Raw genomic sequence first — 16,378 nt, 5'->3', positions numbered from 1 at the left:
TTTTTGGTTGTGTAGCTGAAAATGTCATTCAGAATACTTTGACAAATTACGAACGCATTTTTTATGCAACGCTAGTGGTTTTGTATATAAAACAAAAAACGATTTAAACCAGAAAAATCAGGAGAATGATATTATCCCCTTTAGGTAGACGGTGAAAAAAGACCAAGTTAACGAGCTTGGATGATACACTGATACTTGGAGGGGATTTTCTTTGGCTAAAAAGGGGCAGTCATTTGTGAAGTATTCAGAGGAGACAAAACAAAGAGCCGTTGATTTATATGAAAAGGGTGGACGAAGTTATCAAGCTGTGGCGGATGCTCTGGGAATACGCAGTTCTAGTCAGGTAAAGAGCTGGGTAAAGAAATGCCGCAACCACGAAACACTGCAGGATCAGCGGGGCAAACAAGCAGCTTCCCATCCTTTTATTGGACGGCCCCGCACCAGGTTTTCCAGCGTGGAGGAAGAACGGGATTATTTGAAAGCGCAGGTCGCGTTTCTAAAAAAGCGCAATCCCAATCTATTCGGGGAGGGATCATTCCGAAAATAAATCGCTTTGACATCCTTTCTTCGTTAAAGGACATGTACCCCATTACTTGGTTGGTGGAGATCGCCCAAGTATCGCGGGCAGGTTATTACAGATTTTCCGAACGAGAAAGCCCGCTACGGTGCGATAGCACCCCCTTTAGGGGCGGGATGAGAGTGAGTAGCGAATGGCTGCACCCGTGAGTTGTGCCCGGCCCTGGGGCTGGGCTTTCTTCTTTTCCACCCGAAAGGAGGCAAACGATGACCGCCTATTTCCTGAAAAGACTGCTGTACATGGCGCTGAGCCTCTTCGGCGCATCCGTTCTGATCTTTCTTTTGTACGCCATGACGCCCGGCGACTTCGTCGATACGAACCCGAAGCTGACGGCGGAGCGCAAGCTGGAGCTGAAGGCGATGTACGGACTGGATAAGCCTGTCGGGGAGCGGTATGTCATCTGGATGAAAAACGCTTTGCGCGGCGACTTCGGCTACTCCCTGCAATACCAGCAGCCGGTGATGTCGCTTTTGAACGACTACATCTGGAACTCGTTTTTGCTCGCCATCACCTCTACGTTTTTCACCTGGCTCATCGCCATTTCCATCGGGGTGCTGTCTGCGGCAAAGCAGCATTCGTGGTTCGATGCGCTCGTGACGATCGGGGTGTTTGCCGCGATGTCGCTGCCTGTCTTTTTCGTCGGCTTGCTGTTCATCAAATTGTTCGCGGTCGATGCCAAGCTGTTTCCTGCGGGCGGGATGATGCAGATCGGCAGTAAGGAGACGGGGCTTGCTTACGCATGGGACGTCATTCGCCACATGTTTTTGCCTGTGGCTGTCCTGACGCTGTTGAGCGTAGGGGCGCTGACCCGCTATTTCCGTACGAACATGCTCGAGGTCATCCAGCAAGACTTCGTGCGCACAGCCAGGGCCAAAGGGCTGAAAGAAAAAGTCGTCCTGCACAAGCACGCCCTGCGCAATGCGCTTTTGCCAGCGATTACGCTGCTCGGCTTTGAGCTGCCGGCGCTTTTTGGCGGCGCGATCATCACGGAAAAAATTTTCAACTGGCCCGGTGTCGGACAGTTGTACATGCAGGCGTTTTCGGTGCGGGACTACCCGCTGTTGATGGGCTTCACGATGTTTTTGGCGATTCTCACCGTCGTGGGCAACCTGTCCGCCGATCTGCTGTACAGAGTGGCTGACCCGCGCGTCCGGCTGAAGTGAGGGAGGAAACGAGATGGCGACAGTAGCGAGGGAAGCAGCGGAGCTGGCGAGAGACGGGCGGACTGCCTCCCGCCGATCCTCCTTGTGGCGCGAGGCGTTTTCGCGGCTGAAAAAGAAGCGTTTGGCGATGGGCGGACTCGTGTTTTTGCTGGTGATGGCCGCAGTTTGTTTGATCGGGCCGTTTTTTTCGCCCTACGCCAGCGGCAGCGTGAACACGGCGAGCATCAACAAGCCGCCAAGCCTCGCGCATTGGCTCGGGACGGACAATTTGGGGCGGGACATTTTGACGCGGATGATGCAGGCGGGTCGCATCTCGCTGACGGTCGGGATCGCCTCGATGGTGCTGTCCGTCACGATCGGGACGGTGCTCGGGGCGCTCGCAGGCTTTTACCGTGGTTGGGTCGACCAGTTGATTATGCGGCTGGCGGATGTGTTGATGACCATTCCCGGCTTGCCGCTGCTTTTCATCATGGGCGCGGTGCTCTCCGAGTGGAAAATCCCGACTGATTACCGCATCTACATCGTGATGGTCATGCTCAGCCTGATCGGCTGGCCGGGCTTGGCGCGGCTGGTGCGCAGCCAGATGCTGACGCTGCGCGAGAGCGAGTTCATGCAGGCGGCAGAGGTGCTCGGCCTGCGGGATCGGCGCAAGCTGTTTCACCATTTGCTGCCCAATCTGATGCCGCTGCTCATCGTCGTGGCGACCTTGAACGTCGGGGGAGCGATCCTGAGCGAATCGGTGCTCTCCTATTTCGGGCTGGGCGTCGTCCCGCCGACACCGACGTGGGGCAACATGATGGACGCGGCGAACTCCCTGATTGATTTTCAAAAGCGGCCGTGGCTGTGGGTACCGCCGGGCGTCGCCATTTTTGCCACCGTGATTTCGATCAATTTGCTCGGGGACGGACTGCGAGACGCACTGGACCCGAAGCAGAAGGGCAGGTGAGCCGGGCGTGAACAAGCTGGTGGACATTCGCAAGCTGAGTACGCATTTCAAGTCGGAGCTGGGCGTGGTCAAGGCGGTAGACGGCCTCGACTTGCGCGTGCAGCCTGGCGAGACGGTGTGCATCGTCGGCGAGTCGGGCTGCGGCAAGAGCGCTGCGGCCATGTCGCTGATGGGGCTGATCTCGGAGGCGGCGGGAAAAATCGTCGGCGGAGAAGTGTGGTTCGCGGGCCGCGACTTGCGCAAGGTGAGCAAGGAGGAACTGCGCAAACTGCGCGGCAACGAACTGGCGATGATTTTTCAGGAGCCGATGTCGTCGCTCAATCCGGTGTTGACGATCGGCGAGCAAATCATGGAGCCGCTGATCGAGCACAAGCGGCTGCGCAAAAAAGAAGCGCTGGCAAAAGCGATCGAGCTGATCGAGCTGGTCGGCATTCCCCGCGCCAGGGAGATCGCCAAAGCGTACCCGCACGAGCTGAGCGGCGGGATGCTGCAACGGATCATGATCGCGATTGCGATTTCCTGCCATCCGCGCCTGTTGATTGCCGACGAGCCGACGACCGCGCTCGATGTGACGATCCAGGCGCAAATTCTCGATCTCTTGCGCAAGATCAAGCAAGAGTCAGGCACGGCGATCCTGCTGATTACGCACGATCTGGGTGTGGTCGCAGAAATGGCCGATCACGTGGTGGTCATGTACGCCGGAAAAGTGGTCGAGGAAGCGCCCGTCGAAGCGCTGTTCGAATCGCCGCTGCACCCGTACACGCAAGGCTTGCTTCGCTCGAAGCCCGTGCTGAACCAGCGGCAGGCCAAGCTGTACTCGATCCCCGGCCAGGTGCCGCATCCGGCGACGCTCGGCGAGTCCTGCTACTTCCACGACCGCTGCGCGCATTGCCTGGACAAGTGCCGGGTGCAACATCCGCCGCTGCGCGAGCTGGGCGACGGGAGGAAGGTAGCCTGCTGGCTGCACGAGGAGGAATTTGGCTATGACCGGTAATCTGGTGGAAGTGCATCGGCTGAAAAAATATTACCCGATCACAGGCGGGCTGTTGGGGCGGACGGTCGGCCACGTCAAGGCAGTGGACGACGTCAGCTTTTCGATCAAAAAAGGCGAGACGTTCGGGCTGGTCGGCGAGTCCGGCAGCGGAAAAAGCACGACCGGGCGCACGATTTTGCGGCTGCTGGAAAAGACGGCAGGCGAGGTGCGCTTTCAAGGAATCGACGTGCACGCCCTGTCCAAAGCGGAACTGCGCGCCCTGCGCCCGCGCATGCAGTTTATTTTCCAGGACCCGTACAGCTCGCTCAATCCGCGCATTCGCATCGGGGAGGCGCTGGGCGAGGCGCTTCTGGACCACGGGCTTGCCGCGCCCGCCGAGGCGAGAGAGCGGGTGCTTGCCGTCATGGAGCTGTGCGGGCTTGCGCCTTATCACATCGACCGCTACCCGCATGAGTTTTCCGGCGGTCAGCGCCAGCGGATCGGGATTGCGCGCGCGATCATCCTCAACCCGGATTTCATCGTGGCAGACGAGCCGGTTTCAGCCCTGGACGTGTCGATTCAGGCGCAAATTATCAATCTGTTTGCGGAGTTGCAGGAGCAGCGGCAGTTGACGTATTTGTTCATTTCCCACGACTTGAGCGTCGTCGAGCATTTGTGCTCGCGGATTGGCGTCATGTACCTCGGCTCATTGGTGGAGCTGTCCTCCCGCGACGAGCTGTTTGCCGAGCCGCTTCATCCGTACACGAAGGCGCTCTTGTCGTCCGTTCCGCTACCGATTCCGCGGCACAAGCGCGAGCGGATCGTTTTGCAGGGAGACATGCCAAGCCCTGCCAATCCGCCCGCAGGCTGCAAGTTCCACACGCGCTGCCCGTACGCGATGGAGCTGTGCAGCGAGCAGGCCCCGGCTTTTCGCGAAGTAAGCCGGGACAGATTCGTCGCCTGCCATCTGGTCTAGCTGCTGCGAAAAAGGGAGAGTAGAGGCATTGACCGAGAGAGAAAGTATATGATAAACTCGTTATAAATCAAAGTAAGTATATCGGTTTTTGTTAAATAGCTGATCGGACTACCGAAGGCTCCCGTGCAGACAACCAGCATGTCTTGTTCATCGGGAGTCTTTCTGCTATCAACCGGAAAAGAGGTGAAGTACCAAAGCAACCGCACAGCGTGGAAATGCAATGGACATACATGAACGCCAGCGATACCGGATTTGCGCAGCCTCTCGAAGCCCCGTGCTCTCATTGACAAAAAAGGGGACCGAGGGGTATCATTAGGAAACAAAACATACTAAATAGGTAGGAATAATATACATTGATTTTTTTCGCCAAAAACAGGGAGGAGTGACCATATGGCAAAGAAAGAGAATGCCCTGGATGAACGGTTGTGGGAGAGAATCGCGCGTGCGTTGGACAGCTTGGAATACGGCTCCATTCACATCGTGGTTCACGACTCGCAGGTGGTCCAGATCGAGCGGACCGAAAAATACAGGCTCCCTGCTGAAAAGGCGGAGACGAAGTACAATCAGGCACGAACAGGCAGATAGCAGGCGGAGCAAACAGGCCCAGCGCACGACAGATTGATACTGACGGGAGAATAGAGAGGAGGAGCTTTGTTATGGCAGGCGTTCTTGTAGTAGGTGGAGATCGGGTAGGGGAAATCGAGAGCTTGTTGCAGGATAAAGGGTTTCGCAATGTGTATCACGTTTCCGGACGAAAAAAATCGGACGTAAAGGCGACGATTCCTGCCGATACGGAGCTGGTTCTCGTCTTTATCAACTTCGTCAGCCACAGTCTCAGCAAAAACATCAAGAAGCTGGCGAAGCAAAAGCACGTCCCGATCGTCTTTTGCAGACGGTCGTGTGACGCGGTTTCCATGCACCAGCCAGCGATCAGCTAACCCCTGTCTACCGGACAATTCCATATTCGCGCGTGAATAGAAGTATTCAAGACTGAATACTTCTTTTTTGCGTAATCGGAAAACGAAAAAATGGGCAGCCTGATCGTGTGGGCCGCGTTTTTTCCCAGGGAAGACAGGCGGAAATTTTTGCCGGAACTGCCCAAAGCAAAAAGTATTCAGCGTTGAATACGCGAAGGGAACAGCGCCCGCAAAAACGATCTGGCACAAAATTTGCAGAATATTTATGCATCAACCGTTCGCCGAACCAAAAAATGGGGGTAAGCATGAAAAAACCAGTTGTCATCACAAGTCTCTTGGTTTTGCTATCCGGATTGTTTGCAGGCTGCAGCAACAGTGCGCCCACGAATCAGGCAGCGCCAGACTCGCAAGGGCAGCCGTCATCCGAAGCGGCTTCGCCTGCACCGGCAGCCAGCCAGATTTTGCGCATGAACGCCTCCGAGCCGGAAACATTGGACTCCGGCATGTCCAACGACGTCATTTCCGGCGCGTTTATCCGCTCTTTGTACGACTCGCTCGTGCGGCTGGACAAGGATGGCAAGCCGGTCAATTCCGTAGCCTCGGACATTTCCATATCGGACGATAAAAAGGTGTACACGTTTACGCTGCGCGACAGCAAATGGAGCAACGGCGACCCTGTGACGGCCAACGATTTCGCTTTTGCCTGGATGCGCGTGCTCGATCCGAAAACAGCGAGCGGCTCCGCCTACAAATACTACCCGATCAAAAATGCCCGCGCCTTTTTCGAAGGCAAGGCGCAGGCAGCAGATGTCGGCATCAAGGTGATCGACGCCAAGACTTTGCAGGTCACGCTGGAAAATCCGACCCCGTACTTCCTGACGCTCGCCACCTTCTACTATCCGGTCAACCAAAAAGTGGTCGAGTCCAACCCCGACTGGGCGAGAAAGCCGGAAACGATCGTGACAAACGGCCCGTTCAAGCTGGTGAACTGGGAGCATAAAAACAAGATCGAGCTGGCGAAAAACGACCAGTATTGGGACAAAGACGTCGTGAAGCTGGACGAAATCGAGTTTTCCATGATTGAAGATACGAATACCGAGCTGGAGCTGTTCAACAGCGGCGAACTGGACTGGGCAGGCGGGCCGATCAGCAGTTTGCCAGCGGATGCAATCGGGCCGCTGCGCGACGAAGGCAAACTCAAGACGATGGAGCGCGCGACCAACTACTACTTGCTGTTCCAGACGGAAAAGCCGCCGTTTACGAATGCGAAAATTCGCAAGGCGTTTGCCTACGCGATCAACCGCAAGGACATCGCGGACAACATCGGGCAGGCTGGACAGACGCCGCTGATGGGCTTCGTGCCGCGCTCCGCCTCCCTGAAGCCGGATGGATTTTTCAAGGATAATGACACCGAGACGGCGAAACAGTTACTGGCAGAAGGCATGAAAGAACTGAACATCGCGACACTGCCGGAGATCACCTACCTGTACAACACTTCCGACCTCAACAAGAAAATTGCCGAAGCGCTGCAAGCCCAGTGGAAGCAGGTGCTGGGAGTAGACGTCAAGCTCGTCAACAAAGAGCTCAAAGTCATGTTCGACGATCAGGAGCACGGCAAGTACATGATTTCGCGCACGGGCTGGACAGGCGATTACAACGACTCCGTCAACTTCCTGGAGCTTTTGATGGAAAAGTACAGCGCAAACAACTCGACCTTCTGGCACAGCGAGCGCTATGTGGAGCTGGTAAAGCAGGCGTACGCCGAGCCGGATGAGGCCAAGCGCAACCAGCATTTGCTTGCGGCCGAAAGCATTCTGATGGACGAGATGCCGGTCACAGGGGTGTACAGCAGCGTCAACTCCTGGGTGCAAAACGACAAGGTCAAAGGCATCACCGTGGACCCGCTGGGCTATATCGACTTCAAGTGGGGCTACAAAGAACAATAGCGCATGACAGAAATGGCCGACACCCGTGATACATGTGTGTTGGCCGTTTCCATAAAAAGGAGGAGACTTTCCTATGGCATGGCAGAAGGCATTGGAAAAAGCGCTCGCGGACGCGCCAGGCGTGTTCGGGGTCGCAGCGGAGCATCTGGAAACGGGGGAGTCGGCCGGACAGCTCGACGATCAGCTTTTTCAACTGGCGAGCGCATTCAAAATTCCGATCATGGTCACCTTGATGCGCGAGGTGGAGGCAGGGCGCGTCCGGCTCGACCAGCGGGTGGTGACGCAAAAAGACACGCGCGTCCCCGGTTCAGGCATTTTGCAGGAGCTGGATGCGGGCGCGGCCTTGACCGTCAAGGACTTGGCGACGCTGATGACGATTGTCAGCGACAACTACGCGACCGATCTTATCATCGAGCTTGTCGGCGGCATCGACAAGGTCGAGGCGCACATGCACGAGCTGGGGCTGAAGCAGATTCATTTGCGGCATACGTGCTGGCAACTGCTCAACCGCTGTGTCGGCATGAACGAGCCAGCGCCGTCCCCGGCAGGCTATGACGAATACGAGCGCCGGGAGGAAACCGGCGAGTACGAAATCGTCCACGACGTCTCGCTGCCGACTTTAGACAACAACGTAGCGACGCCGCGCGACCTGAACCGTCTGCTCATGCTGATCGCGCGAAAAGAAATTTTGACGCAAGCCTCCTGTGAGCTGATGCTGGACATTTTGCGCCGCCAGCAGTTCAACAGCCGCCTGCCTTACTTGCTGCCGGAAGGAACGAAGGTCGCGCACAAGACCGGGACGGTCAACGCCGTGGTCAACGACGCAGGACTGATTTATTTGCCTGATGGAAAAGGAACGATTGCGATTACCGTACTGTCGCGGGGCGTGACCGACAAGCAGGCCGCAGAGCTGGCCATCGCCCGCGCAGCCAGAGCGATTTACGACGAGGCGGTGGGGAACTGATGCAGGTGACGACATGGACGAAATCGTTTGAAGAGTATGCCGAGCAGCTTTTGGCCGAGGCCAACGCGCCAGGAGCGGCGATTGGGGTCGCGCGGGGAGGAAAGCTGCTGTACCAGAAGACATTCGGCTACCGCGACAGGGAAAACGGGCTGCCCCTCTCGGCCGACACGGTGTTTGGCATCGCCTCGATCACCAAGTCTTTTACGTGCGTTGCCATCATGCAGTTGCAGGAGGCTGGCAAGCTGTCTGTCCACGATCCGGTCGTCAAGTATTTGCCGGAGTTTCGCGCCGGGGATGAAGAGCTGACGAAGCGGATAACGATTCATCACTTCATGACGCATACGCCGGGAATGGCGCCGCTGCCTTTTTTGGACAAAGCGATGAAGCGCAGTATGGAGCAAGACCCGGCGATTGCGGGGACGGAAGCGGAGGAAGAGCTGAAAAAGCTGCCGTACCTGGACACGTATGAAGAGGTCCTGCAGGCGATCGCGGCGTTTGACGCCAAGCCGTTCGGCGAGCCGGGAGAAGTGTTCAGCTACAACAACGACGCCTACGGCTTGCTCGGGGCGATCATCGAGCGGGTGAGCGGGCAGACGTATGAACAGTACGTGACCGAGCACATTTTGCAGCCGCTCGGGATGCAGCGGACCGTGTTTGACGTGGAGGCGCTTGCGGACAAGGACGACGTCACGATTTTGTACACGAACAAAAAACTCGACGGCGAAAATCAGGTGATTGCCGCCCCGCACTGGCACGATGCCCCCGCCATGCGCGCCGCCGGCTTTCTCAAATCAACCGTGAACGATCTGTTGGCTTACCTGGAAGTATTCCGCACGAACGGAGAGGGCGTCGCTCCGGTGTACACATACGCGCCGTATGAGCTGGCAGACGAGCAACTGTCCGAATACGCAGGCCGCTATGAATCGAACGAATGGCTGAATACCGTGATTGCAAAGCGGGATGGGCAGTTGTATTTGGAAGTGGACGGCCTCGTTTATCCGCTATTGCCTGTAGCAAAAGACAGCTTTATTTTTAGACGGAGAGATTCCATCGTCTGGATCGACTTTTTCCGGGATCGGGAAGGCGAGGTCGCGAGGATGAGCTACGCCTTGCGTCAATTGACGAAAGCTTCTGTAAACAACGGCTCGTCGGAGCAGCAATAGCTTGTCATAAAGAAGGATGCGTAAGCTATTTCGCTGCGTATCCTTTTTTTGCCGGAAAAAAGCAAACGCTTCGCCTGGCTGCGGCAAACGGACGTTGTCGTGCAAAAAGAGAACCGGCGTATCATTTTTTATTTATGTGTGAGAAGGAACCAGTCACAGTCTAGCGAATTGTCCTTTGGTTGGGAAAATATGGGGAAGGGCAAGAGGGAAACAATGAGTGACGAAGAGTGGATTTCGGTCAGGGACAGATGGCTGTCGCCGTTGCTGGTCGCTGCGGAGGAAATCGTGGAGCTGCACATGCAAGACATGCTTTCATTTGGAGAGCCGATTTCCCGTTACTATCGCAAATATCAGCAACAGCAGCGGATAGGGGTTCACGGCTTGCTGACAGAAGCGGTGCAGCAGCTATTTGCAGAAGAGGGCGAGTACACGGTATATTTGCAGGCGCTGCCCAGGAAGTCGTACAAGTGGGGGGAGAGGTGGGCGAAGGAAGAAATCCCGAAGGAAGTGCTGCTCGAAGCGATGCACAACCTGCGCCACCATGCGTATGAGGGCATACGGCGAGCCTGCACGGAGGCACTGGCCAGAGAGGAACTGTTGTCGCGCCTGCACGATGTGCTAAGCGTGCGCTATCACCACACGATGCGCGGATACTTGGCGAGCAAAGATCAGAAGATCAGCCATTTGCACCAGCAAAAAATGGGGGTCATCGGGCAGATGGCCGCAGGCATGGCGCATGAGATACGCAATCCGTTGACGGCGATTCGCGGATTTTTGCAGTTGATGCGAAAAAGTCTGGAACTGGAGGCTCCCTCTCCGGCAGACAGGGAGCGCTTTGCCAAGTACATTCAAATTTGCCAGCACGAGGTGCAAACCTTGGACAAGCTGGTCACGAGCTTTTTGATTTTGGCCCGCAAAAATGAAGCGGCGAACAGCCGCAACGAAATCGTCGAGCTGCACCCGCTGCTGGAGAGGGTGCATGAGCTGACGATGCATTCTCTCATCGAAAAAGATGTGCACTTGTCTTTTCATTATTCACCTGAGCAAGTCCGGGTCTGGGCGATTCCATCCCACGTGGAGCAAATTTGCCTCAACCTGATGCAAAACGCGATCGACGCAGTGGACACAAACGGAATCGTCCGGATTCACACCCGTTTTTTTGCCTCCGAATCAACGGTCAGCGTGACGATTGAGGACAACGGCTGCGGTATTTCCGAGCAGCGCAAGAAGCATTTGTTTGAGCCGTTTTATACGACGAAGGAAAAGGGGACGGGCATCGGCCTCTCCGTCTGCAAAAAGCTGGTCGAGGAAATGGGCGGGCAGATCGAGATTTACTCGACAGAAGGGCAAGGGACAAGGGTCGAGTTGCGCTTGAGCGCCGTCGTCCCGGCTGAGCCAGCTTGCCTTGCCAGATGAAGCTGGCAAGCTCAATCCGCAGAAGCTGCGAACGCAAAAAAACAGGCAAGGCTGTGAGCTGCATGCCTGTTTTTTGCGTGGAAGCCAGCCGCCGATCACAGAAAGACGCCGATGATCGTGGCGGACAAGACAGAGGCGAGCGTGGAGCCGAGCAGCAGCTTCAAGCCGAATTTCGCCACGAGATCGCCCTGCTTTTCATTCAGCGCCCGCACAGAGCCTGTAATGATGCCGATGGAGCCGAAGTTGGCAAAGCTGACGAGGAAGACCGAGACGATGCCGACCGTTTTCGCCGACAGGCTGCTCGCGATTTCCTTGAAGTCGAGCATCGCGACAAATTCGTTCGTGACGATTTTCGTCGCCATGATGCTGCCAGCCGTAACGATCTCCGCCTGGGGAATGCCCATCAAAAAGGCGACAGGAGCGAAAATGTACCCGAGCACGTCCTGGAACGAAATGCGGAAGATCAGCAAAAACAGCTCGTTGACCAGATTCATCAGGGCGATGAAGCCGATCAACATCGCGCCGACGATCACGGCGATTTTCAGCCCGTCCACGATGCTCTCGCTAATCATCTGGAAAAAGGCAGGCCTCTCTACTTCTGCCTCAGGCTCGATCAAGTCTTCTTCCGCCGTCAGCTCGTACGGGTTGATGATGTTGGCGACGATCAGCGCCGACAGGATGTTCACGACGATGGCGACGACCACGTATTTTGGCTCCAGCATGGTCATGTAGGCGCCGACGATGGCAATGCTCACAGCGCTCATGGCAGAGGTGCACAGCGTATAGAGACGCTTGCTGGAGACGAGCCCGAGCTGCTTTTTCGTCGTCAGAAACACTTCCGATTGCCCGAGAAAAGCAGAGGAGACCGCGATGTAGTTTTCCAGCCGGCCCATTCCGTTCAGCTTGCTCAGCACGAAGCCGGTGAAGCGAATGAGCAGCGGCAAGATTTTAAAATGGTTCAAAATCCCGATCAGCACGGAGATGAAAATAATCGGCAGCAGCACATCGAGAAAGAAGGTGGACGTGCCGTTGTTTTCCAGCCCGCCAAACACGAAGTCCACTCCGCTGATCCCGAGCTTCATCAGTGTATCGAAGCCTTTGGAAATAAACAAAATCAGGTCAATCCCGAGCCCGGTATTGAGCAAAAGAAAGGCCAGCACGAGCTGGGTGGCGATCATGATGAGAATCGGCTTTAGCCTGATCGCTCTGCGATGATGGCTGAGCGCAAAGCCCACGCCGAACACAAACAGTAAACCCGTCAACAAAAAAACGACATTCATTGCTACTTTCTGCCTCCCAATTATAACAAGTATCTCATGCTGCGCGAGGTGCATGTCCCTTCCAGGCCCGTGGAGCCGCTTTCAAAGCGTTTTGAAAGAGAAGTGCAACGATTTTGAATTTTAGTTACTACTCGTGGAGTAACCTAATTTGCAGGCTTTTACCAGCTTACATGGAAGCCAGGCGCCTGTCAATTCGGAGGTTCGTTGGCTTTGTGTCCATCTATGCTTTATCATAGGAAATAAATAACCAGTTGATACGGGCAGGAGGAAGCATGTTACAAAAATTTGGTTTTTCACAGTATGAAAGCAAAGTTTTTGAAGCGCTGGTGTCGAGCGAGGAACCGTTGGACGCGACGAAAATCGTGAAATATTCCGGCGTGCCAAAAGCGAAAATATACGAAGTGCTGTCGCGCATGATCGAAAAAGGCATGGTGCTGGATTCGGTATCGGAAAAGAAAAAGCTCTACAGTGCGCTGCCCTTGCCGCTTGCCATCGAAAAGCTGACGGCAGAGTTCCAGGACAACATCAAGCAGTTGAAAATCCAGTCGCGCAAAAAGTCCTACTCCGAAGATTTGGTTTGGAGCCTGAAGGTCGACACGTCGATTCGCGTACAGAGCAAGCAGATGATTCAGGAAGCGAAAAGCTCCATCCGCATTTCGGCGTGGAAAGACGATCTGGTCGAGTATTTGCCACTTCTGGAACAGAAAGAAGCGGACGGAGTAGACGTGGAGGTGCTCGTCGTCGGGGCGTTGAAGCCGAATATCGCCAAAGTGCATACGCTGATTCCGGCAGCAGAGCACCACACGCTGGAGCGCTTTCGCCTGCTGATTATCGACGAGCGCGAGGTGATTTTCGCCTGTGAGGAAAACCAGTCGTGGCAAGCGATCAAAACGATGTCCAAGCCGTTTGTCAAAGTTTTCACGGAATTTTTCTACCACGATCTCGCGCTGGCGAAAATCAGCCGGAAGCATTACGATCTGATGATGAATGACGACGAGATCAGAAGCATTTTGATGCAGCTTCGTTATTGAGGCTCCGTTAGGAAGGCGAAGGGAAACCGCTTTTGCAGGTGCAGATGAGTTGCGGGATCGCCAGCAACGCGCCAGAAATGCGCCAGAAATGCGCCAACAATCCGCCAGACATGCTTGCAAGCGAGCGTGCCTGGCTTTTTTTGCTGGGTAGATTTTTAAAAAATTAATCGTCTTCAAAAAAATTGTTGAAAAAGAAGTGCGCAGAATAGCATGGTTAACGTAATGAAAAATATTTCTGACTTTTCATTCATTCGCGGGGTGATGCTATGTCGAAGATCGAAAATCGCTTGCAGCAACTGGGCTATACGCTGCCGCCGCCACCGCCGACGATGGCGAACTACGTCTCGTGCGTGCGGACGGGCAATCTGCTCTACACTTCCGGGGCGGGCTGCTACGTCGATGGCAAGCCGCTCTACCTGGGCAGGCTGGGGGCAGACGTGACGATCGAAGAAGGGTACGAGGCGGCGAAAATTACGGCGCTCAATCTGCTTTCGATGCTGAAAGCCGAGCTTGGCGATCTCGACCGGATTGTGCGCATGGTCAAGCTGTTTGCGCTGGTCAGCAGCGCGCCGGATTTTTACGAGCAGCCGCGAGTCATCAACGGCGCTTCCGACCTTTTGATCGAAGTGTTCGGGGAGGCAGGCAAGCATGCGCGGGCGGCAGCCGGAACCTCTGTCCTGCCCTTCAACAATCCGCTTGAGATTGAGCTGATTGTGGAGGTCAGTTGACATCATCTTAGACAAAAGAAGCGAGGCTTTTTTCATGACGAAACCGATTCATCCGATTCTCGCCAGCTACATACCGGTCGTGGAAGGGCTGGCGAAAACATTCGGCCAGCATTGCGAAGTGGTGCTGCACGATCTGACGGACGTGTCTTCCTCGATCATTGCGATCCACAACGGCCATGTGAGCGGCAGACAGGTCGGCTCCCCTGTCACCAATCTGGCGCTGCAAGCGCTGCGCACCGCCAAGACGAGCCAGGAGGACTACGACCTCAACTACCGCAACGACACGATCAAAGGCAAGCAGATCAAGTCCAGCTCGATCTATATCAAGGACGAAAACGGACAGGTCATCGGCAGCCTGTGCATCAACATCGACCTGACGCACATTGCGATCGCGCAGTCGGCCTTGAGCGAAATGATGGCGTTTGCCGACAAGGTGGAGGAAGGCCGGACGGCAGAAACGTTCGCGCCAACGGTCACCAGCCTGATGGAGCAAATGATCGACGACTGCCTGAAAAAGACGGGCAAGCCGATCGCTCTCATGCAAAAAGAAGAAAAAATCCAGTTTATCCACCTGCTCGACGAGGTCGGTCTGTTTTTAATCAAAGGGGCCGTCCAGCATGTGGCCGATTTGCTGGACGTCACGAAGTACACGATCTACAACTATTTGGACAAAAAAGACGGGAGATGAGCGAGCATGGCAGATGCGACTGTGGAGCAGGCGCGGCGCTTTCACGATGGCGTCCATGTGCTGGACGGGCATTTTGACCTTTTGATGGATGTGGAGATTCAACGCGGCTACGGACGGACGAAGCTGATCGAGACGGAGTATTTGCCGCGGTTTCAGCAGGGCGGCGTGCATTCCGTCGTGGCCGCCGTATTCGTCGAAGATGCGTTTGTGCCGGAAATGGCCTTGCGCAAGGCGCTTCGCCAGGTGAGCGCTCTGCACGCGGAAGCGGCGGAGTCTGGCGACCATTTTGTCATCGCCAAATGCGTGCAGGACCTGCTCACAGCCAGACAGGCAGGCAAAGTCTCGTTCATCCTCTCGTTGGAGGGAGCAGAGCCGCTGTACAACGATCTCGGCCTGCTGCGCATTTTTTACGAGCTGGGCGTGCGGATGCTGGGGCTGACGTGGAGCCGCCGCAATTACGCGGGAGACGGCAGCTTTTTCGCTCCGGTGCGCGAAGGGAAAAAGGGCGGCTTTATACAATTTCATCTACAATAATGATATTGAACAAATCACTAGCGTTGCATAAAAATCTCTGGACTAATAAACTGATTTTTCTGTACGTGATTCTGGTTTCAAATGGCGAAAGAACGGAATGACCTACAAGGTAGTTCCGTCCATTTGGCATTTATATAGGGCTTGCTGAACAATGCATAAACGCGAGGAATCGTGAAATAATCAAAGAAAACTGCGGAAAATCTGGATTTATAACCAAGTGCAAGGTTTTTGCAGGAATTCTTTGAAAAACCTTGCACCAGTAAGAATTTCGTTCAATCAAGAGGCACACGAAACGTTCAAAATGGATCGGAAAAACAGTATTTTATACTACTGATATGCCATTCAGACTCTGACTTTGCTGTTTTGGAACCAAATCTGCATATTATTCATGATTTCTTGTATATTTCTCATTCGTTCAGCAAGCCCTATTTATACTTCAGACTGGCATGCTTCTCGAATATCATCAGTGAGCTTTTTCCCTTCAGATATCCCATAAATGATGATGCTGAGATTTTTGGGGGAATTGCTACTAAACATATGGACATGATCTGGCATCATGTGACCTTCGATAATCTCCACACCCTTGTATTTACATAAGCGCTTGAAGATTTCGATCAAGTCTTTCCTCACTTGATTATATATCTCTTTCCGTCTATACTTCGGGGTGAACACAATGTGGTATTTGCACATCCACTTCGTGTGAGCTAAACTATAGCTCTTTGATGCTAGACTTTACATTGGACACGGAGAATCGAGAGTGCGACAATAAAAGCGTTCATAATCGAGGTGTCCAACATGACGAAAAAGTACGACAGGGAATTCAAACTTCAAACCGTTCGACTCATCCAAGAAGAAGGGAAATCGGTGGCGCAGGTAGCCCGGGAAATGGGGCTTCATGAAAATACCATCTATCGGTGGGTCGCTGAATTCAAGCAAGACGGCAATCAAGCCTTTCCAGGCAGTGGACAACTGAAGCCGGAAGACAAAGCCCTACGCGACCTTCAAAAGCGAATTCGTGATCTGGAAGAGGAGAACGAAATCTTAAAAAAGGCGATGCACTACTTCGCAAAAGACCG

At 54.6% G+C, this 16,378-nt stretch carries 17 protein-coding genes and 1 pseudogene; 16 read left to right on the top strand and 2 right to left on the bottom strand.

Translation table 11 applies throughout. The features are described from left to right. Nucleotides 1–211: 211 nt before the first annotated feature. From AC3WJN_RS24255 to AC3WJN_RS24205, 11 genes are all read left to right on the top strand, one after another. Nucleotides 212–547, top strand: coding sequence for a helix-turn-helix domain-containing protein (locus AC3WJN_RS24255; protein WP_025847541.1), 336 nt, complete (start codon nt 212–214; stop codon nt 545–547). A 236-nt stretch (nt 548–783) separates the two neighbouring features. After that, a complete protein-coding gene (locus AC3WJN_RS24250; protein WP_005827406.1) occupies nt 784–1,740 on the top strand; it encodes an ABC transporter permease in 957 nt (318 codons plus the stop codon). 13 nt (nt 1,741–1,753) lie between these two features. Beyond that, nucleotides 1,754–2,686, top strand: a complete 933-nt coding sequence (gene opp4C, locus AC3WJN_RS24245; RefSeq protein ID WP_005827404.1) for an oligopeptide ABC transporter permease — start codon at nt 1,754–1,756, stop codon at nt 2,684–2,686. A gap of 7 nt (nt 2,687–2,693) precedes the next feature. Further along, nucleotides 2,694–3,680, top strand: coding sequence for an ABC transporter ATP-binding protein (locus AC3WJN_RS24240; RefSeq protein ID WP_005827402.1), 987 nt, complete (start codon nt 2,694–2,696; stop codon nt 3,678–3,680). After that, nucleotides 3,670–4,635, top strand: a complete 966-nt coding sequence (locus AC3WJN_RS24235) for an ABC transporter ATP-binding protein (RefSeq protein WP_007786733.1) — start codon at nt 3,670–3,672, stop codon at nt 4,633–4,635. The genes AC3WJN_RS24240 and AC3WJN_RS24235 overlap by 11 nt, the downstream gene beginning before the upstream one ends. 390 nt (nt 4,636–5,025) lie before the next feature. Continuing rightward, nucleotides 5,026–5,220, top strand: coding sequence for a YezD family protein (locus AC3WJN_RS24230; RefSeq protein WP_005827399.1), 195 nt, complete (start codon nt 5,026–5,028; stop codon nt 5,218–5,220). Between the two features lie 71 nt (nt 5,221–5,291). Beyond that, nucleotides 5,292–5,573, top strand: a complete 282-nt coding sequence (locus tag AC3WJN_RS24225) for a DUF2325 domain-containing protein (protein WP_007786731.1) — start codon at nt 5,292–5,294, stop codon at nt 5,571–5,573. 284 nt (nt 5,574–5,857) lie between these two features. Further along, nucleotides 5,858–7,498 carry a peptide ABC transporter substrate-binding protein gene (locus tag AC3WJN_RS24220; protein ID WP_007786729.1) on the top strand — a complete coding sequence of 547 codons (1,641 nt, stop codon included), beginning with the start codon at nt 5,858–5,860 and terminating at the stop codon, nt 7,496–7,498. Between the two features lie 73 nt (nt 7,499–7,571). Next, a complete protein-coding gene (locus AC3WJN_RS24215; RefSeq protein WP_005827393.1) occupies nt 7,572–8,462 on the top strand; it encodes a serine hydrolase in 891 nt (296 codons plus the stop codon). Further along, a complete protein-coding gene (locus AC3WJN_RS24210) occupies nt 8,462–9,625 on the top strand; it encodes a serine hydrolase (RefSeq protein WP_007786724.1) in 1,164 nt (387 codons plus the stop codon). Before AC3WJN_RS24215 ends, AC3WJN_RS24210 begins: the two co-directional genes overlap by 1 nt. Nucleotides 9,626–9,838: 213 nt before the next feature. Next, nucleotides 9,839–11,041, top strand: coding sequence for a sensor histidine kinase (locus AC3WJN_RS24205; RefSeq protein ID WP_007786723.1), 1,203 nt, complete (start codon nt 9,839–9,841; stop codon nt 11,039–11,041). Between the two features lie 95 nt (nt 11,042–11,136). Here AC3WJN_RS24205 and AC3WJN_RS24200 read toward each other — a convergent pair whose 3' ends face one another. Then, nucleotides 11,137–12,321, bottom strand: coding sequence for a NupC/NupG family nucleoside CNT transporter (locus tag AC3WJN_RS24200; RefSeq protein WP_005827388.1), 1,185 nt, complete (start codon nt 12,319–12,321; stop codon nt 11,137–11,139). A gap of 272 nt (nt 12,322–12,593) precedes the next feature. On the opposite strand from AC3WJN_RS24200, the gene AC3WJN_RS24195 reads away from it, so the two are divergent. The 4 genes from AC3WJN_RS24195 (at nt 12,594) to AC3WJN_RS24180 (ending at nt 15,302) form a co-directional block, all read left to right on the top strand. Next, nucleotides 12,594–13,352 carry a TrmB family transcriptional regulator gene (locus AC3WJN_RS24195; RefSeq protein WP_005827386.1) on the top strand — a complete coding sequence of 253 codons (759 nt, stop codon included), beginning with the start codon at nt 12,594–12,596 and terminating at the stop codon, nt 13,350–13,352. A 266-nt stretch (nt 13,353–13,618) separates the two neighbouring features. After that, nucleotides 13,619–14,080, top strand: coding sequence for a RidA family protein (locus tag AC3WJN_RS24190; RefSeq protein WP_007786718.1), 462 nt, complete (start codon nt 13,619–13,621; stop codon nt 14,078–14,080). A 34-nt stretch (nt 14,081–14,114) separates the two neighbouring features. Next, the gene (locus tag AC3WJN_RS24185) at nt 14,115–14,768 is read left to right on the top strand and encodes a helix-turn-helix transcriptional regulator (protein ID WP_007786716.1); all 654 of its coding nucleotides are present in this window, start codon (nt 14,115–14,117) and stop codon (nt 14,766–14,768) included. Between the two features lie 6 nt (nt 14,769–14,774). Further along, nucleotides 14,775–15,302 (top strand): dipeptidase, encoded by a 528-nt coding sequence (locus tag AC3WJN_RS24180; RefSeq protein WP_007786714.1) that lies wholly within the window; start codon nt 14,775–14,777, stop codon nt 15,300–15,302. Nucleotides 15,303–15,730: 428 nt separating this feature from the next. On the opposite strand, the pseudogene tnpA reads toward AC3WJN_RS24180, so the two are convergent. Continuing rightward, nucleotides 15,731–15,992, bottom strand: a pseudogene (tnpA, locus tag AC3WJN_RS24175) (IS200/IS605 family transposase); the annotation flags it as partial. Nucleotides 15,993–16,097: 105 nt separating this feature from the next. On the opposite strand from tnpA, the gene AC3WJN_RS24170 reads away from it, so the two are divergent. Further along, nucleotides 16,098–16,378 (top strand): transposase (locus AC3WJN_RS24170; protein ID WP_492329343.1); only part of this gene is annotated, 281 nt, incomplete at its 3' end.

Source organism: Brevibacillus sp. FW306-2-1A-C05A (genome assembly GCF_058781555.1).
The sequence above is the reverse complement of the archived record's forward strand: the minus strand, read 5'-3'. Positions and strand labels throughout refer to the sequence as shown.